This window comes from Streptomyces sp. NBC_00354 (genome assembly GCF_036106915.1).
In the GTDB taxonomy this organism is placed as follows: Bacteria; Actinomycetota; Actinomycetes; order Streptomycetales; family Streptomycetaceae; genus Streptomyces.
This window is the reverse complement of sequence record NZ_CP107983.1, coordinates 2,656,865-2,679,212: the sequence shown is the minus strand read 5'-3', so window position 1 is coordinate 2,679,212 and position 22,348 is coordinate 2,656,865. Positions and strand designations below refer to the sequence as shown.

At 72.0% G+C, this 22,348-nt stretch carries 22 protein-coding genes; 17 read left to right on the top strand and 5 right to left on the bottom strand.

The genetic code is table 11. The features are described from left to right. Window positions 1-156 precede the first annotated feature (156 nt). Genes OHT74_RS11650 through OHT74_RS11640 form a run of 3 tightly spaced genes read left to right on the top strand, consistent with a single transcriptional unit; the run spans window position 157 to window position 3,113 of the window. Entirely contained in the window at window positions 157-909 is a 753-nt protein-coding gene (locus tag OHT74_RS11650; protein WP_266663366.1) for a lysophospholipid acyltransferase family protein, read from the top strand. Then, window positions 906-1,916, top strand: a complete 1,011-nt coding sequence (locus tag OHT74_RS11645; RefSeq protein ID WP_328620212.1) for an NAD(P)H-dependent glycerol-3-phosphate dehydrogenase — start codon at window positions 906-908, stop codon at window positions 1,914-1,916. The genes OHT74_RS11650 and OHT74_RS11645 overlap by 4 nt, the downstream gene beginning before the upstream one ends. Window positions 1,917-1,955: 39 nt before the next feature. Beyond that, window positions 1,956-3,113 carry a D-alanine--D-alanine ligase family protein gene (locus tag OHT74_RS11640; RefSeq protein ID WP_328620211.1) on the top strand — a complete coding sequence of 386 codons (1,158 nt, stop codon included), beginning with the start codon at window positions 1,956-1,958 and terminating at the stop codon, window positions 3,111-3,113. Window positions 3,114-3,217: 104 nt separating this feature from the next. Here OHT74_RS11640 and OHT74_RS11635 read toward each other — a convergent pair whose 3' ends face one another. After that, window positions 3,218-3,718, bottom strand: coding sequence for a DUF3515 domain-containing protein (locus OHT74_RS11635; protein WP_266663360.1), 501 nt, complete (start codon window positions 3,716-3,718; stop codon window positions 3,218-3,220). 23 nt (window positions 3,719-3,741) lie between these two features. Next, a complete protein-coding gene (locus OHT74_RS11630) occupies window positions 3,742-3,975 on the bottom strand; it encodes an Lrp/AsnC ligand binding domain-containing protein (protein ID WP_266663358.1) in 234 nt (77 codons plus the stop codon). A 244-nt stretch (window positions 3,976-4,219) separates the two neighbouring features. Here OHT74_RS11630 and OHT74_RS11625 point away from each other — a divergent pair, with 244 nt between their 5' ends. After that, window positions 4,220-5,203, top strand: coding sequence for a thiamine-phosphate kinase (locus OHT74_RS11625; RefSeq protein WP_030298509.1), 984 nt, complete (start codon window positions 4,220-4,222; stop codon window positions 5,201-5,203). Then, on the top strand, window positions 5,200-6,003 hold the full coding sequence (gene thiD / locus OHT74_RS11620; RefSeq protein WP_266636402.1) for a bifunctional hydroxymethylpyrimidine kinase/phosphomethylpyrimidine kinase: 804 nt from the start codon (window positions 5,200-5,202) through the stop codon (window positions 6,001-6,003). Before OHT74_RS11625 ends, thiD begins: the two co-directional genes overlap by 4 nt. A 163-nt stretch (window positions 6,004-6,166) precedes the next feature. Here the strand turns inward: thiD and rpmB are convergent, their stop codons facing one another. Then, complete coding sequence (gene rpmB / locus OHT74_RS11615; protein ID WP_030298506.1) at window positions 6,167-6,352, bottom strand: 50S ribosomal protein L28; 186 nt, start codon at window positions 6,350-6,352, stop codon at window positions 6,167-6,169. Window positions 6,353-6,601: 249 nt separating this feature from the next. On the opposite strand from rpmB, the gene OHT74_RS11610 reads away from it, so the two are divergent. The 9 genes from OHT74_RS11610 to mutM all read left to right on the top strand — a co-directional run bounded on the left by OHT74_RS11610 (window position 6,602) and on the right by mutM (window position 15,755). Further along, on the top strand, window positions 6,602-8,299 hold the full coding sequence (locus tag OHT74_RS11610; RefSeq protein WP_328620210.1) for a DAK2 domain-containing protein: 1,698 nt from the start codon (window positions 6,602-6,604) through the stop codon (window positions 8,297-8,299). A 16-nt stretch (window positions 8,300-8,315) separates the two neighbouring features. After that, window positions 8,316-10,526 carry an ATP-dependent DNA helicase RecG gene (gene recG / locus OHT74_RS11605; protein WP_266663351.1) on the top strand — a complete coding sequence of 737 codons (2,211 nt, stop codon included), beginning with the start codon at window positions 8,316-8,318 and terminating at the stop codon, window positions 10,524-10,526. Between the two features lie 130 nt (window positions 10,527-10,656). Beyond that, window positions 10,657-11,235, top strand: coding sequence for a 16S rRNA (guanine(966)-N(2))-methyltransferase RsmD (gene rsmD, locus OHT74_RS11600; RefSeq protein ID WP_266663349.1), 579 nt, complete (start codon window positions 10,657-10,659; stop codon window positions 11,233-11,235). A gap of 29 nt (window positions 11,236-11,264) precedes the next feature. Then, a complete protein-coding gene (coaD, locus tag OHT74_RS11595; protein ID WP_266672656.1) occupies window positions 11,265-11,744 on the top strand; it encodes a pantetheine-phosphate adenylyltransferase in 480 nt (159 codons plus the stop codon). Between the two features lie 103 nt (window positions 11,745-11,847). Then, window positions 11,848-12,933: a DivIVA domain-containing protein gene (locus OHT74_RS11590; RefSeq protein ID WP_328620209.1), complete on the top strand. Its 1,086-nt coding sequence runs from the start codon at window positions 11,848-11,850 to the stop codon at window positions 12,931-12,933. A gap of 69 nt (window positions 12,934-13,002) precedes the next feature. After that, entirely contained in the window at window positions 13,003-13,710 is a 708-nt protein-coding gene (locus OHT74_RS11585; RefSeq protein WP_266663345.1) for a YceD family protein, read from the top strand. Between the two features lie 2 nt (window positions 13,711-13,712). Next, window positions 13,713-13,886 carry a 50S ribosomal protein L32 gene (rpmF, locus tag OHT74_RS11580; RefSeq protein ID WP_003965982.1) on the top strand — a complete coding sequence of 58 codons (174 nt, stop codon included), beginning with the start codon at window positions 13,713-13,715 and terminating at the stop codon, window positions 13,884-13,886. Between the two features lie 19 nt (window positions 13,887-13,905). Beyond that, a complete protein-coding gene (gene rnc, locus OHT74_RS11575; protein WP_328620208.1) occupies window positions 13,906-14,766 on the top strand; it encodes a ribonuclease III in 861 nt (286 codons plus the stop codon). A 128-nt stretch (window positions 14,767-14,894) separates the two neighbouring features. Beyond that, entirely contained in the window at window positions 14,895-15,755 is an 861-nt protein-coding gene (mutM, locus tag OHT74_RS11570) for a bifunctional DNA-formamidopyrimidine glycosylase/DNA-(apurinic or apyrimidinic site) lyase (RefSeq protein ID WP_266663341.1), read from the top strand. On the opposite strand, the gene OHT74_RS11565 is transcribed toward mutM, so the two are convergent. Both OHT74_RS11565 and OHT74_RS11560 read right to left on the bottom strand, forming a co-directional pair. Next, on the bottom strand, window positions 15,728-16,105 hold the full coding sequence (locus OHT74_RS11565) for a winged helix-turn-helix transcriptional regulator (RefSeq protein WP_266663339.1): 378 nt from the start codon (window positions 16,103-16,105) through the stop codon (window positions 15,728-15,730). The genes mutM and OHT74_RS11565 overlap by 28 nt on opposite strands. 98 nt (window positions 16,106-16,203) lie before the next feature. Then, on the bottom strand, window positions 16,204-17,136 hold the full coding sequence (locus tag OHT74_RS11560) for a CAP domain-containing protein (RefSeq protein WP_328620207.1): 933 nt from the start codon (window positions 17,134-17,136) through the stop codon (window positions 16,204-16,206). Window positions 17,137-17,270: 134 nt separating this feature from the next. Here OHT74_RS11560 and OHT74_RS11555 point away from each other — a divergent pair, with 134 nt between their 5' ends. From OHT74_RS11555 to OHT74_RS11545, 3 genes are all read left to right on the top strand, one after another. After that, window positions 17,271-17,552: an acylphosphatase gene (locus tag OHT74_RS11555; RefSeq protein ID WP_328620206.1), complete on the top strand. Its 282-nt coding sequence runs from the start codon at window positions 17,271-17,273 to the stop codon at window positions 17,550-17,552. Between the two features lie 366 nt (window positions 17,553-17,918). After that, the gene (locus OHT74_RS11550) at window positions 17,919-18,134 is read left to right on the top strand and encodes a hypothetical protein (RefSeq protein WP_030162422.1); all 216 of its coding nucleotides are present in this window, start codon (window positions 17,919-17,921) and stop codon (window positions 18,132-18,134) included. Window positions 18,135-18,353: 219 nt separating this feature from the next. Further along, window positions 18,354-22,196, top strand: a complete 3,843-nt coding sequence (locus tag OHT74_RS11545; RefSeq protein ID WP_328620205.1) for an AAA family ATPase — start codon at window positions 18,354-18,356, stop codon at window positions 22,194-22,196. Window positions 22,197-22,348: the final 152 nt, after the last annotated feature.

The window sequence follows — 22,348 nt, the reverse complement described above, 5'->3', positions numbered from 1 at the left end:
CGACCCGGCGGTCCGGTGCTCCGGGCGGGGCGTACCGTGTTCTCGACAGAGACCCGGACCTGAGGCCACACTTGTCCGGCCGACGAGGTGCCCCGGCTTCCCCAGCTGCCGCTGGGAGGTACCCCCACGCACCCGTTCAAGAGGAAAGGTGTCCGAGTGTCCCGCCGCAGAATCGGCTTCTGGTACCGCCTGGCGGCGGTCATCGCAAAACCGCCGCTGGTGGTGCTCTTCAAGCGGGACTGGCGGGGAATGGATCACATTCCGGCCGACGGCGGGTTTATCACGGCCGTCAATCACAACTCGTATCTGGACCCGCTCTCCTACGCGCACTTCCAGTACAACACCGGCCGGGTGCCCCGATTGCTCGCGAAGGCGGCCCTCTTCAAGGTCCCCATTGTCGGCGCGATCCTGCGCGGCTCCGGCCAGATCCCGGTCTACCGCGAGACCACCAACGCCCTGGACGCATTCCGGGCCGCCGTGGACGCGATCGAGCGCGGCGAATGCGTGGCCTTTTATCCGGAAGGCACCCTCACCCGCGATCCGGACATGTGGCCGATGGCCGGCAAGACCGGCGCGGCCCGGGTCGCGCTGATGACCAGGGCGCCGGTCGTTCCGGTGGCCCAGTGGGGCGCGAACCTCGCGATGCCGCCCTACGCCAAGGAGGACAAGGTGCGGCTGTTCCCGCGCAAGACCCTCCAGGTGCTCGCCGGACCTCCCGTGGACCTCTCCGAGTTCTACGACCTGGAGCCCACCCCGGACGTGCTCAAGGCCGCCACCGAGACGATCATGGAGGCCATCACCGAGCTGCTGGAGGAGCTGCGCGGCGAGAAGGCGCCCGAGCAGCCGTACGACCATCGCAGGGCCAGGGCGGAACAGCGGCACAAGGCCGCGGGGGAGGACCAGAAGTGACACGTCCCGTGAAGGCAGCCGTCTTCGGAACCGGCTCCTGGGGCACGGCCTTCGGCATGGTGCTCGCCGACGCAGGCTGCGAGGTGACCCTGTGGGGCCGCCGCCGCGAGGTCGTCGACGCCATCAACGCCGGCCGGACCAACCCGGACTACTTCCCGGACGTCGAACTCCCCGCGAACATGCGCGCCACCACCGACCCGGCCGAGGCCGCGGCCGGCGCTGATTTCGCGGTCCTCGCCATCCCCTCCCAGACCCTGCGCGGCAACCTCGCCGAATGGGCCCCGCTGCTGCCCGCCGACGCCGTGCTCGTCTCCCTGATGAAGGGCATCGAACTCGGCACCGCCAAGCGGATGAGCGAGGTCATCGAGGAGGTGGCCAAGGTCCCCGCCGAGCGCGTCGCCGTCGTCACCGGCCCCAACCTGGCCCGTGAGATCGCCGCCCGGCAGCCGGCCGCCGCCGTCGTAGCCTGCTCCGACGAAGCCGTCGCGCAGCGCCTCCAGGCGGCTTGCCACACCCCGTACTTCCGCCCATACACGAGCACCGACGTCATCGGCTGCGAGCTGGGCGGCGCCGTCAAGAACGTCATCGGCCTCGCCGTCGGCATCGCGGACGGCATGGGCCTGGGCGACAACACCAAGGGCTCGCTCATCACCCGCGGCCTCGCCGAAGCGACCCGGCTGGGCCTGGCGATGGGCGCCGACCCGCTCACCTTCTCCGGTCTCGCGGGCCTCGGCGACCTCGTCGCCACCTGCTCCTCGCCGCTCTCCCGGAACCACACCTTCGGCACCAACCTCGGCCGCGGGATGACCCTCGAGGAGACCATCGCGGTCACCAAGCAGACCGCCGAGGGGGTCAAGTCCTGCCAGTCCGTGGCAGATCTGGCACGGCGCCACGGAGTGGACATGCCGATCACCGACACGGTCGTCGACATCGTCCACCACGGCAAGCCCCCGCTGGTCGCGCTCAAGGAACTGATGGGGCGCAGCGCCAAACCGGAACGCCGCTGACTCCATTCCGGACGTGTGAGCGGGTATCGTCGTGGCGATATGAGCAGCGAGAACCTCCCCCAGACCCCTGAGCAGCAGGGCCGCAAGCCCCGCGTGGCCGTCGTGTTCGGCGGCCGCAGCTCGGAACACGCCATCTCGGTCGTCACGGCGGGCGCCGTGCTGCGCTCCATCGACCGGTCCAAGTACGAGGTGCTGCCGATCGGCATCACCACGGACGGCCGGTGGGCGCTGACCGCCGACGAGCCCGCGCGGATGGCCATTGCCGACCGCAAGCTCCCGAGCGTCGAGGACCTTGCGGACTCCGAGGACGGCGCCGTCGTGCTCTCCGTCGACCCGGCCAACCGCGAGGTCGTCTACACCGAGCCGGGAGCCGTCCCCAAGGCCCTGGGCGAGGTCGACGTCGTCTTCCCGATGCTGCACGGCCCGTACGGCGAGGACGGCACCCTGCAGGGCCTCCTGGAGCTCTCCGGCATCCCGTACGTCGGCTCGGGCGTCCTCGCCTCGGCCGTCGGCCAGGACAAGGAGTACATGAAGCGGGTCTTCACCTCCTTCGGCCTCCCCGTCGGCCCGTACGTGACCATCCGCCCCCGCGAGTGGGAAGCCGACCGGGACGCCGCCAAGGCGCGGATCCTGGACTTCGCCGGCGAGCACGGCTGGCCGCTCTTCATCAAGCCCGCCCGGGCCGGCTCCTCCATCGGCATCACCAAGGTCGACGACGTCTCCGGCCTCGACGAGGCGATCCGCGAAGCCCAGCGCCACGACCCGAAGGTCATCGTGGAGGCGCTGCTGCGCGGCCGCGAGATCGAGTGCGGGGTGCTGGAGTTCGAGGACGGACCGCGCGCGAGCATGCCCGCCGAGATCCCGCCGGTCTCCAGCCACGACTTCTACGACTTCGAGGCGAAGTACATCGACTCCGCCTCCGGGATCGTGCCCGCTCCGCTCACCCCGGAGCAGACCGCCGAAGTGCAGCGGCTCGCGATCGAGGCGTTCGACGCCGCGTCCTGCGAGGGCCTGGTGCGCGCCGACTTCTTCCTCACCGAGGACGGCACCTTCGTCATCAACGAGATCAACACCATGCCGGGCTTCACCCCGATCTCCATGTACCCGCGGATGTGGCAGGAGTCGGGCATCGAGTACCCGGAGCTGGTGGACCGCCTGATCCAGGCGGCCCTGCGCCGCTCCACCGGGCTGCGCTAGCAGGCAGCCACAGCCGCAGAGCGCAAAGCCGACCGCCCGCCGGGATTCCCGGCGGGCGGTCGGTGTGCGAAGCGGGGGCGTCAGGCCGTCGGGCCTTCGGGCCGTCAATACGAAGAGATTCCCTCCGGGACGGTCCTGGCCACGACGCCGGACAGACCGACCAGCATGCCCGCATCCGTGGCATGCTCCTTGTCGACCCGGACCTCGGTGTACGCCAGCCGCATCCCGGTGATGAACCGGAACCCCCCGCCGGCGCTGTCGGGGACCGGCTTCAGCAGCCACCGGACGCCGTCGACCTCGACGCCGCCCAGCTTTTCGTCCGTCATCTCGGGGGGCTTGGGGATACCGCACCGCAGTACGATCGCCGAGCCGCCCCACGCGGCGGTCAGATCCGAATCCGGCGCGGTCCTGGCCCGCGCCAGGCCGGCCACCGTCTCCGGGAGCTCCTTGTGCAGTGCTGCACAGAACCCCGCGACGTCGGCGGGCGGCGTGGGCGGCGGGTCCACCCGGGCTTCGGAATCACCCGGGGTGCAGCCCGCGAGGGCCAGTACCGCGACCAGTACGGGCAGAGCGGGCAGACGCAGGGGCCGGCGGTGGAAGGACATCACCGGCCAAGAGTAGACGGGGGCTACAGATGGACCACCGGGCAGGTCAGGGTGCGGGTGATGCCCTCCACCTGCTGGACCTTGGCGACGACCATTCGGCCGAGCTCGTCCACGGTGTCGGCCTCGGCGCGCACGATCACGTCGTACGGGCCCGTCACGTCCTCGGCCTGGATCACCCCCGCGATCTCGCTGATGGACTGGGCGACGGACGACGCCTTGCCCACCTCGGTCTGGATAAGGATGTACGCCTGTACCACGGAACCTCCAGGGCGGCCACGAGGATCGATTCCCCTAACCTTCGGGTGGGCCCAGGGATTCGGGTGGGCCCGGGGAAGAAGGGACGCCACGGTACCGCGTTGCCGAGCACCACGGGGAGACCCGGGGGCACGGCGCCACGCACAGCGGGGCGTACGGAGAGCAGAAGTTGACGTATCTGTTGACGGTACCCAGAGCTGTGACGGCTCGCGACCGCAAGCGGACTGGGCAAGAAGGGGCACAGCGATGAAGGGCACTGTGGGCGAGCTGGGGGAGTTCGGGCTCATTCGGGAGCTCACCTCACGGCTCACCACCACCCCGGCGGTCCGGCTCGGACCGGGCGACGACGCCGCGGTCGTGTCGGCCCCCGACCGGCGAGTCGTGGCGAGCACCGACATCCTGCTCGAGGGCAGGCACTTCCGGCGCGACTGGTCCACGGCCTACGACGTCGGCCGCAAGGCCGCCGCACAGAACCTCGCCGACATCGCCGCCATGGGCGCGGTGCCGACCGCACTGCTGCTCGGCCTGGTCGTCCCGGCCGAGCTGCCGGTCACCTGGCCCACCGAGCTGATGGACGGGCTGCGCGACGAGTGCCAGGTCGCCGGCGCGGCCGTGGTCGGCGGCGACGTCGTCCGCGGGGACACCATCACCGTCGCCATCACCGCCCTCGGCGACCTGCGCAACCACGAGCCCGTGCTGCGCTCCGGCGCCCAGCCCGGCGACGTCGTGGCCGTCACGGGCTGGCTGGGCTGGTCCGCGGCCGGATTCGCCGTGCTCTCGCGCGGCTTCCGCTCCCCGCGGGCCTTCGTCGAGGCGCACCGGCGCCCCGAACCCCCGTACCACGCGGGCCCCGCGGCCGCCGGACTCGGCGCCACCGCCATGACCGACGTCAGCGACGGCCTGATCGCCGACCTCGGGCACATCGCTGAGGCCAGCAAGGTACGGATCGACCTGCGTTCGGCGGCCGTCGACATCCCGACCCAGATGCACGACATCGGGCAGGCCGTCGGGGTCGACCCCTTGCAGTGGGTGCTCACCGGAGGAGAAGATCACGCCATCGTGGCGACCTTCCCGCCCGACGTGAAACTGCCGGCCCGCTGGAAGGTCATCGGGGAGGTGCTGAACCGGTCCGCGCTGCCCCAGGTGACCGTCGACGGCGCACCCTGGACGAGCACCGGCGGGTGGGACCACTTCGGCTCCGACCCGTCCACCGAGGAGACCCCCAGATGACCGACGCGCCACCGCTGTGCCTGACCGTCGCCGGATCCGACTCCGGCGGTGGCGCCGGGATCCAGGCCGACCTCAAGACGATGCTGGCACTCGGCGTGCACGGGATGAGCGTGGTGACCGCCGTGACCGCGCAGAACTCCCTCGGGGTCCAGGGAGTCTGGGAGCTGCCCGCCGAGGCCGTGAAGGCCCAGTACCGGGCCGTCGTGGACGACATCGGCGTACAGGCGGTCAAGACCGGGATGCTGTCCTCCGCCGCGCTGGTGGAGACGGTGGCCGAGCTGCTCGCCGCCACCTCCGCCCCCGCCGTCGTGGACCCCGTCGGGGTCTCCAAGCACGGGGACGCGCTGCTCGCCGAGTCGGCGCTGGACGCCGTGCGCAAGGAGCTGCTGCCGCGGGCCACCGTGGCCACGCCGAACCTCGACGAGGTGGCGCAGCTCACGGGCGTGGTGGTGGAGAGCGAGGACGACATGCGGCGGGCCGCCGACGCGGTCCTCTCGTACGGGCCCGAGTGGGCGCTGATCAAGGGCGGGCACCTGGCGGCCCACGGGAACGAGGCCGCCGACCTGCTCACCGACGGCGAGACCCAGCTGTGGCTGCGGGCGCCGCGCCATGACAACCGGCACACCCACGGCACCGGCTGCACCCTCGCCAGTGCGATTGCCGCCGGGCTCGCCAAGGGCCAGGACGTGCCGCAGGCCGTCATGGAGGCCAAGGAGTACGTGACCGGGGCCATCGCGGCCGGCTTCGCGCTCGGCGGCGGCATCGGCCCGGTGGACCACGCCTGGCAGTGGCACCGCTGAGGCGACCGGACCGCCGGCCCCGCACAGCAGAAGACCCCCGCATCACATGATGCGGGGGTCTACGGCCGCCCGGTCGGTCCAGGCAAGGCAAGGCAAAAGGCCGGTCCACCAGGTGGACCGGCCTTCTTGGCAACCGGAAAGGGCTGCGCTACGACGGTTGGCGTCAGCGCGAGACCTTGCCGGCCTTGATGCACGAGGTGCAGACGTTGAGGCGCTTCGGCGTCCCACTGACCATGGCACGAACGCGCTGGATGTTCGGGTTCCAGCGACGCGAGGTGCGGCGGTGCGAGTGGGAGATGTTGTTGCCGAAGCTCGGCCCCTTGGCGCAAACGTCGCAGTTGGCAGCCACAGGTCACTCCAAAGACTTCAGATGCACTTACAGTGAAATCCGGCGCACCGGATCAGAAGTCTGAGAAGTCTGAGTGGTTTGCCGGGGGAATGGCCCGACTCTCATCGGGCAACCGGAGCAGCATACAACGACTGCGTCCGTCCAAGAAAACTACCATGGCTGCCGCCGACCCCGCCCCGCGGTCCCGGACGCCCGGCAGTCCTTGGTTACCCTGCGGTGAACCCTGGCCCGCACAAGGAGGAACGCCCGGTGCCGCACGAGCCGCAGCCGCAGCCCCCCGACGAGCTCGACGCCGAAGCGGTGCGCACCTGGAGCTCGCTGGCCGTGGCCGCACTGGGCCGGGCCCGCGAGGACATCGACGCGATCAACGTCTACCCGGTCGCGGACGCGGACACCGGCACCAACCTCTACCTGACCGCCGAATCGGCGGACCGCGCACTGGCCGAGGCCCTCGGGACGGCGCCCGCGGACGTGAGCGAGACCACAGGGCCCGGGCCGGACACCGGGGCCCGGACCCCCTGCCCCTCCCTCTCCCAGGCCGTACGGGCCTATGCGCACGGCGCCCTCATAGGCGCCCGCGGGAACTCCGGGACGATCCTGGCGCAGCTGCTGCGCGGAGTGGCCGATGTACTGGGCGACGAGCCCGGCGACCGCGGGCCGGGGCGGCTGCTGGCCCAGGCGCTGACCCGGGCCGCCGAGGAGGCGTACCGGGCGGTCGCGCACCCGGTGGAGGGCACGATGCTCACCGTCGCCGCCGCGGCGGCGCGGGCCGGCGAGGCGGCCGGGGCGGCCGCCGGAACCGCCGCGGACGTGGCCCGGGCCGCCTACGACGCGGCCCGCGCGGCCCTGGCGGACACCCCGGGGCAGCTGGCCGAGCTGGGCCGGGCCGGGGTGGTCGACGCCGGGGGCTGCGGACTGGTCGCCGTACTCGGGGCGCTGTGGCAGGCGCTGTCCGGCCAGGAGCCCGCCGCCGAGGCGGTCCGCGGCCGGGCGGTGCCCGTACCGCAGCCGCCGCAGCCCTGCGACGCGGAGGAGCAGGGCGGGCCGGCGTACGAGGTGATCTACCTGCTGGAGGCCGCCGAGCCGGCCGTGGCGGAGCTGCGCGAGCGCCTCGACGGGCTCGGGGACTCGTTGGTGGTGGTCGGCGGCGACGGACTGTGGAACGTGCACGTCCACGTCCACGACCCCGGCGCCGCCGTGGAAGCCGGCGTGGTCGCCGGGCGGCCGTACCGGATCCGCATCACCCACTTCGGCGACGAGCGGCGCCGGGCGCGCGGGGAACGCGTCCAGCGGGCCGTGGTCGCCGTGGTCCCGGGCGAGGGGCTGGCCGGGTTGTGCGGGGAGGCGGGCGCGACCACCGTGCTCGCCCGCCCCGGAGAGGTCCCGGACGCCGCCGCACTCGTCGACGCCATCCGGCGGGCGCACGCCCGCGAGGTGGTGCTGCTGCCCGGCGGCGCCGACCAGCGCGCGGCCGCGGCCGCCGCGGCCGAGCGGGCCCGCGCCGACGGCGTACGGGTGGCCGTGATCCCCACCCGGTCCGCGGTGCAGGGGCTGGCCGCCCTCGCCGTGCACGACCCGGACGGCAGCTTCGACGAGGACGTCGTCGCCATGACCGCGGCGGCCGGCGCCACCCGCTACGCGGAACTCGCCGTCGCCGAACGGCAGTCCTTCACCTCCGCCGGCATCTGCCAGGCCGGGGACGTGCTCGGGCTCATCGACGGCGACGTCGCCGTCATCGGGACCGGCCTCACCGAGACCGCCGAGGCGGTCCTGGAGCGGATGCTGGGATCCGGCGGCGAACTCGTCACCCTGGTCCTGGGACCGGAGGTGCCGGACGCCCTCGCCGAGCGCCTGGAGGCGTACGTACAGCACGGACACCTGGCGGTGGACACCGTCACCTACCGCGGCGGCCGGTACTCGGCGCCCCTCCTCATCGGGGTCGAATAGCCGGCTTGTCAGCGCGATGGTGTGCAATGAACACGTGCCCGCGCTCGACGAAGACCTCAAGAAGACGCTCGGCCCCGCCACCGCCAAGGTGCTGGCCGAGCAGCTCGGCCTGCACACGGCCCTGGACCTGCTGCACCACTACCCGCGGCGGTACGCCGAGCGCGGCGAGCTGACCTCGCTGGCGGAGCTCGCCGACCAGATCGACGAGCACGTGACGGTGGTCGCCCAGGTGGCCGACGCCCGGATCCTGACGTTCAACGGGGGCCGCGGCAAGCGCCTGGAGGTGACCATCACCGACGGCAGCGGCCGCCTCCAGCTCGTCTTCTTCGGAGCGGGCGTCCACAAGCCGCACAAGGACCTGCTGCCGGGCAGCCGCGCCATGTTCGCGGGCAAGGTCGGCATGTTCAACCGCAAGCTCCAGCTGGCCCACCCCGCGTACGAGCCTCTGGGCGCGGACGCCTCCGACCGGGACGCCGCCACCGCGTTCGCCAACCAGCTCATCCCGATCTACCCGGCCTGCGCCAAGCTGGAGTCCTGGAAGATCGCCAAATGCGTGGACGCCGTACTGCCCAGCGCCCATGAGGCCGTGGACCCGCTGCCGGACGCACTGCGCGAGGGCCGCGGACTGGTCCCGCTCACCGAGGCCCTCCTCAAGATCCACCGCCCGACCACCAAGGCCGACATCGAGGACGCCCGGCAGCGGCTGAAGTGGGACGAGGCCTTCGTCCTCCAAGTCGCCCTGGCCCGCCGCCGGCACGCCGACGCCCAGCTCCCGGCCGTCCCGCGCCGCCCCGCTCCCGGCGGCCTGCTCGACGCCTTCGACGCCAAGCTCCCCTTCACCCTCACCGAGGGCCAGCAGACCGTCTCGAAGGAGATCTTCGACGACCTGGCCACCGAACACCCCATGCACCGCCTCCTCCAGGGCGAGGTCGGCAGCGGGAAGACGCTGGTCGCGCTGCGGGCCATGCTCGCCGTCGTGGACTGCGGCGGGCAGGCAGCCATGCTGGCCCCCACCGAGGTGCTCGCCCAGCAGCACCACCGCTCCATCACCGAGATGATGGGCGAGCTCGCCGAAGGAGGAATGCTCGGCGGCTCCGACCAGGGCACCAAGGTCGTGCTGCTCACCGGCTCCATGGGGATGCCCGCGCGCCGCCAGGCCCTGCTCGACCTGGTCACCGGCGAGGCCGGCATCGTGATCGGCACGCACGCGCTCATCGAGGACAAGGTGCAGTTCCACGACCTCGGCCTGGTCGTGGTCGACGAACAGCACCGCTTCGGCGTGGAACAGCGCGACGCGCTGCGGTCCAAGGGGAAGCAGCCCCCGCACCTGCTGGTGATGACCGCGACCCCGATCCCGCGCACGGTCGCGATGACCGTCTTCGGGGACCTGGAGACCTCCGTCCTGGACCAGCTGCCCGCCGGCCGCTCCCCGATCGCCACCCACGTCGTACCGGCGAAGGACAAGCCGCACTTCCTGACCCGCGCCTGGGAGCGGGTGCGGGAGGAGGTCGAGAACGGGCACCAGGCGTACGTGGTGTGCCCGCGGATCGGCGACGGCGAGGACGACCCGAAGAACCCGAAGAAGAAGACCGCCGAGGACGACGGCGAGAAGCGGCCGCCGCTGGCCGTCCTGGAGATCGCCGAGCAGCTCACCCGGGGGCCGCTCGCCGGGCTGCCGGTGGAGGTGCTGCACGGCCGGATGGACCCGGCCGACAAGGACGACGTCATGCGCCGCTTCGCCGCCGGCGAGGTCAAGGTGCTGGTCGCCACCACCGTCATCGAGGTCGGCGTGAACGTCCCGAACTCCACGGTCATGGTGATCATGGACGCGGACCGGTTCGGCGTCTCCCAGCTCCACCAGCTGCGCGGCCGCGTCGGCCGCGGCTCCGCGCCTGGCCTGTGCCTGCTGGTCAGCGAGATGCACGAGGCGAGCCCCGCCCGGGCCCGGCTCGCCGCGGTCGCCGCCACCCTGGACGGCTTCGAGCTCTCCCGGATCGACCTGGAACAGCGCCGCGAGGGCGATGTGCTGGGCCAGGCCCAGTCGGGCGTGCGGTCCTCGCTGCGCATGCTCGCGGTCATCGAGGACGAGGAGGTCATCGCCCAGGCCCGGGAGGAGGCCACCCGCGTGGTCGCCGCCGACCCGGAACTGGAGCGGCTGCCGGGCCTGAGGAGCGCGCTGGAGGCCCTGCTGGACACCGAGCGGGAGCAGTACCTGGAGAAGGGCTGAGCGGTACCGCCCGGGGCCGCCCGGAGCGGTAAGACCTATCGTTGAACTCCGCAGTACCGGCCAGGACCGGAAACGGCCCGGCAGCACCCGTCAGTACCCCGACCGCCACCGTCGTACCGAAGGACCCCAGATGACCCGCGTGATCGCCGGCAGCGCCGGCGGGCGACGGCTGACCGTGCCCCCGGGCACCGGCACCCGGCCGACCTCGGACCGGATGCGCGAAGGCCTGTTCTCCACCTGGGAGTCGCTGCACGGAGTCGAGGGCGCCCGGGTGCTCGACCTGTATGCCGGCTCCGGCGCCGTTGGCTTGGAGGCCCTCTCCCGCGGCGCCTCCCACGCGTTGCTCGTCGAGCCCGAGGCCAAGGCAGCCAAGGCGATCCGGGACAACATCAAGGCGCTGGGCCTGCCCGGCGCCGAGTTCCGGGCCGGCAAGGCGGAGCAGATCGTCGCCGCCGCGGCGGGCGGGGACCCGTACGACGTCGTCTTCCTGGACCCGCCGTACGCCGTCGGCCACGGCGATCTTGGCGAGATCCTCCTCACACTCCGCGCCAATGGCTGGCTCACGGACGATGCGCTCGTCACCGTGGAGCGCGGTACGAGGAGCGGTGCGTTCCCGTGGCCCGAGGGGTTCGAGCCGCTGCGCTCCCGCAAGTACGGCGAAGGCACCCTTTGGTACGGTCGCGCCGCCTTCACCAGCGAAGACTCATGATGCCCGCACCGGAGAGCGAGGGACCCAAGTTGCGCCGAGCCGTCTGTCCCGGGTCATTCGACCCCATCACCAACGGACACCTCGACATCATCGGCCGGGCCTCCCGGCTCTACGACGTCGTCCACGTCGCCGTGATGATCAACCAGTCCAAGCAGGGGCTGTTCACCGTCGAGGAGCGGATCGAGCTGATCCGCGAGGCGACCGCCGACTACGGCAACATCGAGGTGGAGTCCTTCCACGGCCTGCTCGTCGACTTCTGCAAGCAGCGCGACATCCCGGCCATCGTCAAGGGCCTTCGCGCCGTCAGCGACTTCGACTACGAGCTCCAGATGGCCCAGATGAACATGGGGCTCTCGGGCGTCGAAACGCTGTTCGTGCCGACCAACCCCACCTACAGCTTCCTGTCCTCCTCCCTGGTCAAGGAGGTCGCGGCCTGGGGCGGTGACGTCGCCCACCTGCTGCCGCCGCATGTGCACGCGGCGCTGACCGAGCGGCTCGCCGACCGCTGACCGACTGATGGGCCGTCAGTCGGTGTCGGACGTTCGCCCGGTGGCCTTACAGTCGTCCCGTCCGTCTCAGGAACCGCCCGAGGCCGAGAGAGTGCGAGCCCCCATGGACGTGCAGAAGAAGCTCGACGAGATCGTCGCGGCCGTCGGCGGCGCCCGGTCCATGCCCATGTCGGCCTCCTGCGTGATCAACCGCGCCGAGCTGCTCGCCCAGCTCGAAGAGGTGCGCCAGGCGCTGCCCGGCTCGCTCGCGCATGCGCAGGAGCTCATCGGCGGCCGGGAGCAGATGGTCGATGACGCCCGCCGCGAGGCGGAGCGGATCATCGAGTCCGCGCACGCCCAGCGCGGTTCGCTGATCTCCGACACCGAGGTCGCACGCCGCTCCCAGGCGGAGGCGGACCGGATCCTGGCGGACGCCCGCAGGGAGGCCGAGGAGATCCGGGCCGAGGCCGACGACTACGTCGACAGCAAGCTCGCGAACTTCGAGGTCGTGCTCACCAAGACCATCGGCTCGGTCGACCGCGGCCGCGAGAAGCTGCTGGGCCGTGGCCCGGGCCTGGACGACCAGGGCTATCCCGACGCGGACGCGCCCGAGCGCAGCCATGATCCGGACATGCAGCGGCAGCAGGCGGACGCGTACGTGGACACCAAGCTGGCGACCTTCGAGGCGGTGCTCTCCAAGACCCTCGAGGCGGTCGGCCGGGGCCGCCAGAAGCTGCTGGGCCGGGTGCCCACGGACGACCTCGGCGCGCACATGGCCGCCCAGGACGCCGCGGGCGGGCAGCAGTCCCGCTCGGCGAGCGACGCGGACTTCCTGGCGGGCCTGGCGGAGCCGGCGGCTCCGATGGCCCCCGCGATCCCGGCGCAGGCGCATCAGGAGCCGGCGTACGACGCGTACGGCTACCAGCAGCCCCAGCAGCAGGACGCGTATTCCGGTGCAGGCACCGGGTCCACCGGAGCGGCTTACGCCGCGCCCTCTTATGGGGACCCGTACGGCTATCAGCAGCAGGTCCAGCAGCCGGATCCGTACGCGACGATGGGCTACGAGCAGCAGCCGGACCCCTACGCGGCCTACCAGCAGCAGCCGCAGGCCCCGCAGCAGCCCCAGCAGCCCGCCCTCGACGAGACCAGCTTCTTCGACACGAGCATGATCAACCTGGACCAGCTGCGCCAGTACGAACAGGGACGCTAGGGCCGGATTGGGCTCAGAGCGAAGCGCCGGGTATCCTGGCTCTTCGGTCGCGCGTATGCACCGCGATCCATGCTGCCCGCAAGTGGCGGAAATTTTGATCTTCAGCGATCTGTGAAAGCAGGAACGGCCCTGAATACCCGCCTCGACCACCGCAACCCTCTCGTGTTCGACACGCACGAGCTGGGCCGGCGTCCTGGTGCCATGCAGCGGCTGTCCCGTGAGATCGCGGCACCGGCGGACCTCGGTCTCGTCGGCGTCATCGGGGTACCGGAAGGCGCCCCGCTGAAGCTCAGCCTCCGCCTCGAGTCGGTCATGGAAGGGGTGCTTGTCACAGGCACCGCCCGTGCAGCGGCCGTAGGGGAGTGCGTAAGGTGTCTGGAGCCCGTCGAGCGCGAGCTCAAGGCGGACTTCCAGGAGATGTTCTCGTACCCTGACGCCGACGACCGGAGCCGCACCAAGGCGGAGCCGGCCGACGACGCCGAGGACGACGAGGACACGCTCTTCCTCGAGGACGGTTTGTTCGACCTCGAACCCGTGCTGCGGGATGTGGTGGTGCTCGCACTGCCCATGCAGCCGGTGTGCCGGGAGGACTGTCTCGGACTGTGCCCCGATTGCGGGCTCAGCCTGAACGACGACCCGGACCACCACCATGACGCCGTCGACATCCGTTGGGCGGCACTGCAAGGACTCGTCACCGATCAGGGCGTCGAGAAGGACAACATGAGCGGCACTGCCTCTGACGGAGTTCAGGGCGCCGCCGAGAAGCAGGAGAAGTAGCCGTGGCTGTTCCGAAGCGGAAGATGTCGCGCAGCAACACGCGCCACCGCCGGTCGCAGTGGAAGGCTGCGGTCCCCACCCTGGTTTCGTGCGAGCGTTGCCAGGAGCCGAAGCTCCAGCACATTGCGTGCCCGAGCTGCGGCACCTACAACAAGCGCCAGGTCCTCGAGGTCTGAGCGGCTGGTGAGAGGCGCAATGTCTGAGCTGTCCAACGCTGAGAAGCAGGCAGACAGTAACAACGCGGCCTCGTCCCACACGCTTCTGGAAGGGCGGCTCGGGTATCGACTCGAGACCGCCCTTCTGGTGCGTGCACTGACCCACCGCTCGTACGCGTACGAGAACGGCGGTCTGCCCACCAACGAGCGCCTGGAGTTCCTCGGGGACTCCGTGCTCGGCCTGGTGGTCACGGACACGCTGTACACGACCCACCCCGACCTGCCCGAAGGCCAGCTGGCCAAACTGCGGGCCGCGGTGGTCAACTCACGCGCACTGGCGGAGGTCGGGCGCGGCCTCGATCTCGGCTCCTTCATCCGGCTCGGCCGGGGCGAAGAGGGCACGGGTGGCCGGGACAAGGCCTCCATCCTCGCCGACACCCTTGAAGCGGTGATCGGCGCGGTCTACCTCGACCAGGGCCTCGATGCGGCCTCGGAGCTGGTCCACCGGCTCTTCGACCCGCTCATCGAGAAGTCCTCGAACCTCGGGGCCGGCCTGGACTGGAAGACCAGTCTCCAGGAGCTCACGGCGGCCGAAGGCCTCGGTGTACCGGAATACCTGGTCACCGAGACCGGTCCGGACCACGAGAAGACCTTCACCGCTGCTGCCCGCGTCGGTGGTGTCTCGTACGGCACCGGCACCGGCCGCAGCAAGAAGGAAGCGGAACAGCAGGCTGCGGAGTCCGCATGGCGCGGTATCCGTGCCAAGGCGGACGAGCGGATCGCGGCGGAAGCCGCGGCCTCTGCGGCCGCACAGGTCACGGTGGCGGCCCCGGCCGACACCGAGGCCCCGGCCGAGGCCGGCGGGTCGCCGACGCCCGCCGAACCGACGCCGAACGGCTGAGCCCTTCCTTCGGAATCTCCCGCCCGCCCCTGCCGCGCAGGGGCGGGCGGACCCGTTTCCGGGCCGGGCGGGGGAGGCCGGTACGCTCGCCGGGAGCGACCAGAACGCACCCCCTCCGGAGGACCGCCGTGCCCGAGCTGCCCGAAGTCGAAGTCGTACGGCGGGGCTTGGAGCGCTGGGTGGCCGGCCGGACGGTCGAGGCCGTCGAGGTGCTGCACCCCCGCGCGGTACGCCGCCACCCCGCCGGCGGGGCCGATTTCGCGGCGCGGCTGACGGGCGAGACGATCGGCGTGGCGCAGCGGCGCGGCAAGTACCTGTGGCTCCCCCTGGAGGGGCGGGACCTCTCCGTGCTCGGGCACCTCGGTATGAGCGGACAGCTCCTCGTGCAGCCCGAAGAGGCCGCCGACGAGAAGCACCTGCGCATCCGCGTGCGCTTCCGGGACGCCGCCGGGACCGAGCTGCGTTTCGTCGACCAGCGCACCTTCGGCGGTCTCTCGCTCCACGAGAACACCGCCGACGGGCTGCCCGACGTCATCGCGCACATCGCCCGGGACCCGCTGGACCCCCTGTTCGACGAGGCGGTGTACCACGCGGCGCTGCGCGCCAGGCGGACCACCGTCAAGCGAGCCCTGCTGGACCAGTCCCTGATCAGCGGGGTCGGCAACATCTACGCCGACGAGGCGCTGTGGCGGGCCAGGCTGCACTACGAGCGCCCCACCGCCACGCTGACTCGCCCCCGGAGCGCGGAACTCCTCGGGCATGTCCGGGACGTGATGAACGCGGCCCTCGCAGTCGGCGGCACCAGCTTCGACAGCCTCTACGTCAACGTGAACGGAGAGTCCGGTTACTTCGACCGTTCGCTCGACGCCTACGGGCGCGAGGACGAGCCGTGCCGGCGCTGTGGCACCCCGATGCGGCGCCGCCCGTGGATGAACCGGTCCAGCTACTTCTGCCCGCGCTGTCAGCGGCCGCCGCGCGTGGCGTCGTAGGACTCCCGGGCGCTCATGACCTGGGGCATGCTGCCCTCGAGGAAGTGGATGAGCGCGAGCAGCCGGTCGGCGACCTCGATGCCGAGCGGGGTCAGCTCGTAGTCGACGCGCGGCGGGTTCGTCGGCTGCGCCTCGCGGTGGACGATGCCGTCGCGCTCCAGCGCCTGCAGGGTCTGGGAGAGCATCTTCTCGCTCACGCCGTCCACTTTGCGGCGCAGCTCGTTGAAGCGGCACGAGCCGTCGCGCAGGGCGCCCACGGTGAGGCTGCCCCAGCGGCCCGTGACGTGCTCCAGGGTCGCCCGGGACGGGCACGCGCGCGCGAAGGCGTCGAACGGAAGCTGTGTCTCCATGGCGACCAGCTTAACTCCGCACAGCGCTCGCCAGAAGCTTGCGCTTTCGGTTGGTAAGCGCTCGGTAGGTGCTCGCCGCCGGGGCTGCGGTGCTGCGGCTAGAAGCCGAAGTCCTGGGTCCACCAGGGGCCGCCGGCCGCGACGTAGGCGCCGACGCCCAGGGTGCGGAACTCGCAGTTGAGGATGTTCGCCTTGTGGCCCGGGCTGTTCATCCACGCGTTCATGACCGCCTGGGCGTCACCCTGGCCGCGGGCGATGTTCTCGCCGCCGAGCCCGGAGAGGCCCGCGTTGGTGGCGCGGTCCCACGGGGAGTTCCCGTCGGGGTCGGTGTGGTCGAAGAAGCCGCGGGTGGCCATGTCCCTGCTGAAGGCGCCGGCCAGTGCCGCGAGCGGCGGGTTCGCCCGGACGGGACCGCAGCCGGCCTGTGCGCGCTCCTGGTTGACCAGGGTGAGTACGGCGGCCTCCTCCGCGGAGTGGCCGGTGTCGGGCGTCGGGGCCGGCGGGGCGGGCGGCTTGGGCGGCTTGGGCGCGGCCGTCTTCGGCGGCACCGGCGCCGGGACCGGCGCGGCCGTCTTCGGCGGGACCGGGACCGGGACCGGCTTCTTCTCCGGCTTCGGCGCTTCCTTGGCGGAGGCGGAGGCGGAGGCAGAGGCGGAGGCGGACGGGGTGGGCGAGGCGGAAGGGCTCGGCGAGGCCGACGGTGAAGGGGAGGCCGAGGGCGAGGCCGAGGGGGACGGGCTGCCCGTGCCGGGGCCGGAGGAAGCGCGGCCGGACAGGTTGGCCAGGCCGCCCTGCTGCTCGGCCGCGGTGCCGGGGCTCTGCGAAGGCTGGGCCTCGGCCCGCGTCTTGGCGGCCGGGCTGTCGGCGGTGACGCCGACATAGGGGAAGGAAGTGCTGACCGGCACCATGCCGGCGGTCACGGCCGCCGTGCCGAGGGCCACGGCCACGGCGACGCCCAGCAGGCCACCCCGCACGAGGGCGCGGCGCTTGCCGACGTGGTCCGGCGCGGCGGGGAGTCGGTGGCGTCCCATCGGCGCGTACCTTCCTTGCAGGTCAAGATCATCCCTTACTCACCCAAATGGGTGAGTTCATTGCTGCGCGACTGTACGCCATGGGGCGCGGGGGCGATGTGGGCCGAAACTCTTTGCCCGGTTAGCGTTCACGCATGAATGAAGATGTCCGCCTGACCGCCTGGGTGCGCGGCCGTGTACAGGGAGTGGGCTTCCGCTGGTTCACCAGGGCCAATGCGCTGGAGATCGGCGGAGTCGTCGGGTTCGCGCTCAACCTTGACGACGGACGAGTGCAGGTTGTGGCTGAAGGTCAACGTGAGAATTGCCACCGGCTGCTCGACTGGCTGCGCTCCGCCGACACGCCCGGGAGGGTGGACGGAGTGACAGAGATCTGGGGCACACCGCGCGGTGGCTACGACGGGTTCGTCGGCCGGTGACCGATCGACTGATCATGCATTGATCACATCTCTCAACGGTCCGCACCTGGTCGGATCTGCGCGTTCGCCGTCGACGCGTTGCCTGTCGGCCCGAACCGTGGAAGGCTCGAAGCAGCGGACGATCTCCACGTCCCTTGGGATAGCCGGGCTGCCCGCCGATACGGGGCGTGATCGTGTTGACCGTCAAACTTTTTGGTGAGACGCTGGAAGCCCCGCGCACCTGAGCTGTTTGGCAGTGCTGGCAGTAGGCGTGTTAGCAAAAGAACGCGTGCAGTGACTGACAGTCGCTGCCGGACATCCGCGGGTGCGATTCCCTCACGACCCACACCGCTTCGGTCGGTCACTCAGTGTGGAGGACCATCCATCATGGCAAAGGCGCTTCTCGGTTACGTCGGCGGTTCCGATCCGCGACTCCTCGCCGAGATGCGACGGCTTCAGCAGCGCGTCCAGGACCTCGAGTCCGAGCTCGTACGGATTCAGTCCGAAAACGACGCGCTGAATGCGGCCGCCGCTCAGCACGGAGACTCGCTGCTGGACCGCATCGACATCGACGTACCCCAGGCGGAGCCTGCGCTCACCTGACGCTCACCTGATCCGCGCTCAACTCGTCGCTCGACTACAGCCCCGCATGATCTGCAAGGGACGCTCCGGCGTCCCTTCTTTCTTTGACCACCGCGTCAGCGACCACCGCGCCACCCGTGCGCGAGCACGTTGGGCCAGGCGGGGGGCGATTCCTTTAACGTCAGTTGTGCCCTGCACCTTCATGGGTGAAACCGAACGCGAAAGGTAGAGTCCGGCGGCGTGCACCTCAAGTCCCTGACCCTGCGTGGTTTCAAGTCCTTCGCCTCTGCAACCACCCTGCGCTTCGAGCCCGGCATCACCTGCGTCGTGGGCCCGAATGGCTCGGGCAAGTCCAACGTGGTGGACGCGCTGTCCTGGGTCATGGGGGAGCAGGGTGCCAAGTCCCTGCGCGGCGGCAAGATGGAGGACGTCATCTTCGCCGGGACCACCGGGCGGCCGCCGCTCGGGCGCGCCGAGGTCTCGCTCACCATCGACAACTCCGACGGCGCCCTGCCGATCGAGTACGCCGAGGTCACGATCACGCGGATCATGTTCCGCGGCGGCAGCAGCGAGTACCAGATCAACGGCGACACCTGCCGGCTGCTCGACATCCAGGAGCTGCTCTCCGACTCCGGCATCGGCCGCGAGATGCACGTCATCGTCGGCCAGGGCCAGCTGGACTCCGTCCTGCACGCCGATCCGATGGGCCGCCGCGCCTTCATCGAGGAGGCGGCCGGCGTACTCAAGCACCGCAAGCGCAAAGAGAAGGCGCTGCGGAAGCTGGACGCGATGCAGGCCAATCTCGCGCGCGTGCAGGACCTCAACGACGAACTGCGGCGCCAGCTGAAGCCGCTGGGGCGGCAGGCCGCGGTGGCCCGGAGGGCCGCCGTCATCCAGGCCGACCTGCGCGATGCGCGGCTGCGGCTGCTCGCCGACGACCTGGTCACGTTGCGGGGTGCGCTGGACGCGGAGGTCGCGGACGAGGCGGCGCTGAAGGAGCGCAAGGAGGCGGCCGAGGCCCAGCTCGCGGACGCGCTGCGGCGCGAGGCGCAGCTGGAGGAAACGGTGCGGCAGTTGACGCCGCGGCTCCAGCGGGCCCAGCAGACCTGGTACGAGCTGTCGCAGCTGGCCGAGCGGGTACGGGGGACTGCGTCCCTGGCCGACGCGCGGGTCAGGTCGGCCTCGGCTCCGGCCGAGGAGGAGCGGGGCGGCTCGCACCAGAGGGACCCTGAAAGCATGGAGCGGGAGGCCGCGCGGATCCGCGAGCAGGAGGCGGAGCTGACGGCCGCTCTGGAGGCGGCCTCGCGGGCGCTGGAGGACACCGTCGAGCACCGGGCGGAGCTGGAGCGGTCGCTGGCCGAGGAGGAGCGGCGGCTGCGGGACGCCGCGCGGGCCATCGCCGACCGGCGCGAGGGGCTGGCCCGGCTGACGGGGCGGCTGGGCGCTGCCCGGTCCCGGGCGGGGGCCGCGCAGGCGGAGATCGACCGGCTGGTGGCGGCGCGGGACGAGGCCGAGTCCCGGGCCCGGGCCGCGCAGGCGGAGTACGAGGCGCTGGCCGAGGAGGTCGGCGGGCTCGAGGACCCGGCGGTGGACGAGGAGTACGCGGCGGCGCGGGCGGAGCTCGCGGCGGCGGAGGCCGCGCAGACGGCGGCGCGGGACGCGGTGACGGCCGCGGAGAAGTCGCGGGCGGCGGTGTCGGCGCGGCGGGATGCGCTGGCACTGGGGCTGCGGAGGAAGGACGGCACGGGGGCGCTGCTCGCGGCGCGGGAGCGGCTGGCCGGGCTGTTGGGGCCGGCGGCGGAGCGGCTGTCGGTGACCCCGGGGTACGAGGTCGCGGTGGCGGCGGCGCTGGGGTCCGCGGCGGACGCGGTGGCGGTGGCCTCCCCGGGTGCGGCGGCCGGCGCCATCCGCCACCTGCGGGAGGCGGATGCGGGCCGGGCCACGTTCCTGATCACCCCCGCCCCGGCGGACCCGTCGGCCGGGATCCCGATCCCGGGCCAGGCGGTGGCGACGAGCGCCCCGGCGGGTCCGGCTGCTGCGGATGCGGATGCCGTGTACCCGGCGGGCTCTTCGGCCGGGACCCCGTTTCCGGGGCAGGCCGTGGCCGCCGGCTCGGGCGGCTCGGCAGGCGAGCCCGGGGCGTTGCCCGCCGCGGGCTCCGGGCAGGGTGCCGTGGCGGCCGGGTCGGGCTTGCTCACCGGTGGCTCCGGCCACGGCGCCGCGGCGGAGGTGTCGGGCTTGCCTGCCGCAGGCGCCGTGGCGGTCGGCTCGGGCCAGGGGTCTCGAGCCGGCGGGCCAGGGCTGGCTGCCGGGGGGTTGGTGCAGGGGGATGCCGGTGTTGTGCGGGCCGTGGCCTGGGTGTTGCGGGAGTACGTCGTCGTCGGGACGCTCGACGAGGCCGAAGGGGTCGTCGGGGCGCGGCCCGACCTCGTCGCCGTGACCCTCGACGGGGACGTGCTCGGCGCGCACCTCGCGCACGGGGGTTCCGCCGGGGCGCCGAGCCTCATCGAGGTGCAGGCCGCCGTCGACGAGGCGGAGGGTGAACTCGTACGGCTCGACGGGCAGTGCGCGGAGCTCGGCGCGGCCCGGGACGCCGCCCAGGCCCTGCGGCGGGAACTCGTCGCGCGTGTCGAGGAGATCGGCGAGCGCCGCCGGGCCGGGGAGCAGGCCCGGGCCGGGGTGGCGCAGCAGCTGGGGCGGCTCGCCGGGCAGGCGAAGGGTGCCGCCGGCGAGGCCGAGCGCAGTGCCGCCGCCGCGGCCAAGGCCCAGGACGCGCTGGAGCAGGCGCTGGCCGATGTCGAGGAGTGTGCCGAACGGCTGGCCATCGCCGAGGAGATGCCTGTCGAGGAGGAGCCCGACAGCGCGGTGCGGGACCGGCTCGCCGCCGACGGGGCCAACGCCCGGCAGACCGAGATGGAAGCCCGGCTGCAGCTCAGGACCCATGAAGAGCGGGTCAAGGGGCTGGCCGGGCGGGCCGATGCACTCGACCGTGGGGCCCGCGCCGAGCGGGAGGCCCGGGCCCGCGCCGAGCGGCGCCGGGCACGGCTGCGCCACGAGGCCGAGGTGGCCCGTGCCGTCGCCGACGGAGCCCGGCAGCTGCTCGCGCACCTGGAGGTCTCGCTGCGCCGGGCCGAACAGGAGCGCGCCGCCGCCGAGTACGCCAAGGGCCTGCGCGAGCGGGAGCTCGGCGAGGCCCGGACCCGCGGCCGCGACCTCAAGGGCGAGCTCGACAAGCTCACCGACTCCGTGCACCGCGGCGAGGTGCTCGGCGCCGAGAAGCGGCTGCGCATCGAGCAGGTGGAGTCGCGTGCGCTGGAGGAGTTCGGGATGGAGGCGGCCGGCCTCGTCGCCGAGTACGGGCCGGACCAGCCCGTGCCGCCGAGCCCGCCCGCCGACGGCGAGGACCCGGACGAGGACGCGGGGCCGGGGCCCTTCGTGCGGGCTCAGCAGGAGAAGCGGCTCAAGGCGGCCGAGCGTGCGTACCAGCAGCTCGGCAAGGTCAACCCGCTTGCCCTGGAGGAGTTCGCGGCGCTGGAGGAGCGCCACCGGTTCCTGAGCGAGCAGCTGGAGGACCTGCGCAAGACCCGGGCCGATCTCCTTCAGGTCGTGAAGGAGGTCGACGAGCGCGTCGAGCAGGTGTTCACCGAGGCCTACCGGGACACGGCGCGGCAGTTCGAGGGGGTGTTCTCACGGCTGTTCCCCGGCGGCGAGGGCCGGCTGATCCTCACCGACCCCGACAACATGCTGACCACCGGCGTGGACGTGGAGGCCCGGCCGCCCGGCAAGAAGGTCAAGCGGCTCTCCCTGCTCTCCGGCGGCGAGCGGTCGCTGACGGCCGTCGCCCTGCTGGTGTCCATCTTCAAGGCCCGGCCCAGCCCGTTCTACGTGATGGACGAGGTCGAGGCCGCACTCGACGACACCAACCTGCAGCGGCTGATCCGGATCATGGAGGAGCTCCAGGAGAGCTCCCAGCTGATCGTCATCACGCACCAGAAGCGGACGATGGAGGTCGCCGACGCGCTGTACGGCGTCTCCATGCAGGGCGACGGCGTCTCCAAGGTCATCAGCCAGCGACTTCGTTGACCCATCCGTTCGTTCGAGAAGTGAATGCCCCTACCCGCGGCAACCAGACAAGTGAACTTCTCCCCGCCTCTTGACTTCAAGAACTGAACACATAGGCTCGCTCCCGCTGCCTTTCCCCTTCGGGTGGTGCCGGATCTTCAGCTGTGCGCCAC

Excerpts from the sequence above, each read along its gene's own strand:
- OHT74_RS11640 (WP_328620211.1), top strand. The coding sequence starts at position 1,956 with ATGAGCAGCGAGAACCTCCCCCAGACCCCTGAGCAGCAGGGCCGCAAG.
- OHT74_RS11635 (WP_266663360.1), bottom strand. The coding sequence starts at position 3,718 with ATGTCCTTCCACCGCCGGCCCCTGCGTCTGCCCGCTCTGCCCGTACTG.
- OHT74_RS11625 (WP_030298509.1), top strand. The coding sequence starts at position 4,220 with ATGAAGGGCACTGTGGGCGAGCTGGGGGAGTTCGGGCTCATTCGGGAG.
- thiD (WP_266636402.1), top strand. The coding sequence starts at position 5,200 with ATGACCGACGCGCCACCGCTGTGCCTGACCGTCGCCGGATCCGACTCC.
- recG (WP_266663351.1), top strand. The coding sequence starts at position 8,316 with ATGGTGTGCAATGAACACGTGCCCGCGCTCGACGAAGACCTCAAGAAG.
- rsmD (WP_266663349.1), top strand. The coding sequence starts at position 10,657 with ATGACCCGCGTGATCGCCGGCAGCGCCGGCGGGCGACGGCTGACCGTG.
- OHT74_RS11590 (WP_328620209.1), top strand. The coding sequence starts at position 11,848 with ATGGACGTGCAGAAGAAGCTCGACGAGATCGTCGCGGCCGTCGGCGGC.
- OHT74_RS11585 (WP_266663345.1), top strand. The coding sequence starts at position 13,003 with ATGCTGCCCGCAAGTGGCGGAAATTTTGATCTTCAGCGATCTGTGAAA.
- rnc (WP_328620208.1), top strand. The coding sequence starts at position 13,906 with ATGTCTGAGCTGTCCAACGCTGAGAAGCAGGCAGACAGTAACAACGCG.
- OHT74_RS11565 (WP_266663339.1), bottom strand. The coding sequence starts at position 16,105 with ATGGAGACACAGCTTCCGTTCGACGCCTTCGCGCGCGCGTGCCCGTCC.
- OHT74_RS11560 (WP_328620207.1), bottom strand. The coding sequence starts at position 17,136 with ATGGGACGCCACCGACTCCCCGCCGCGCCGGACCACGTCGGCAAGCGC.
- OHT74_RS11555 (WP_328620206.1), top strand. The coding sequence starts at position 17,271 with ATGAATGAAGATGTCCGCCTGACCGCCTGGGTGCGCGGCCGTGTACAG.
- OHT74_RS11550 (WP_030162422.1), top strand. The coding sequence starts at position 17,919 with ATGGCAAAGGCGCTTCTCGGTTACGTCGGCGGTTCCGATCCGCGACTC.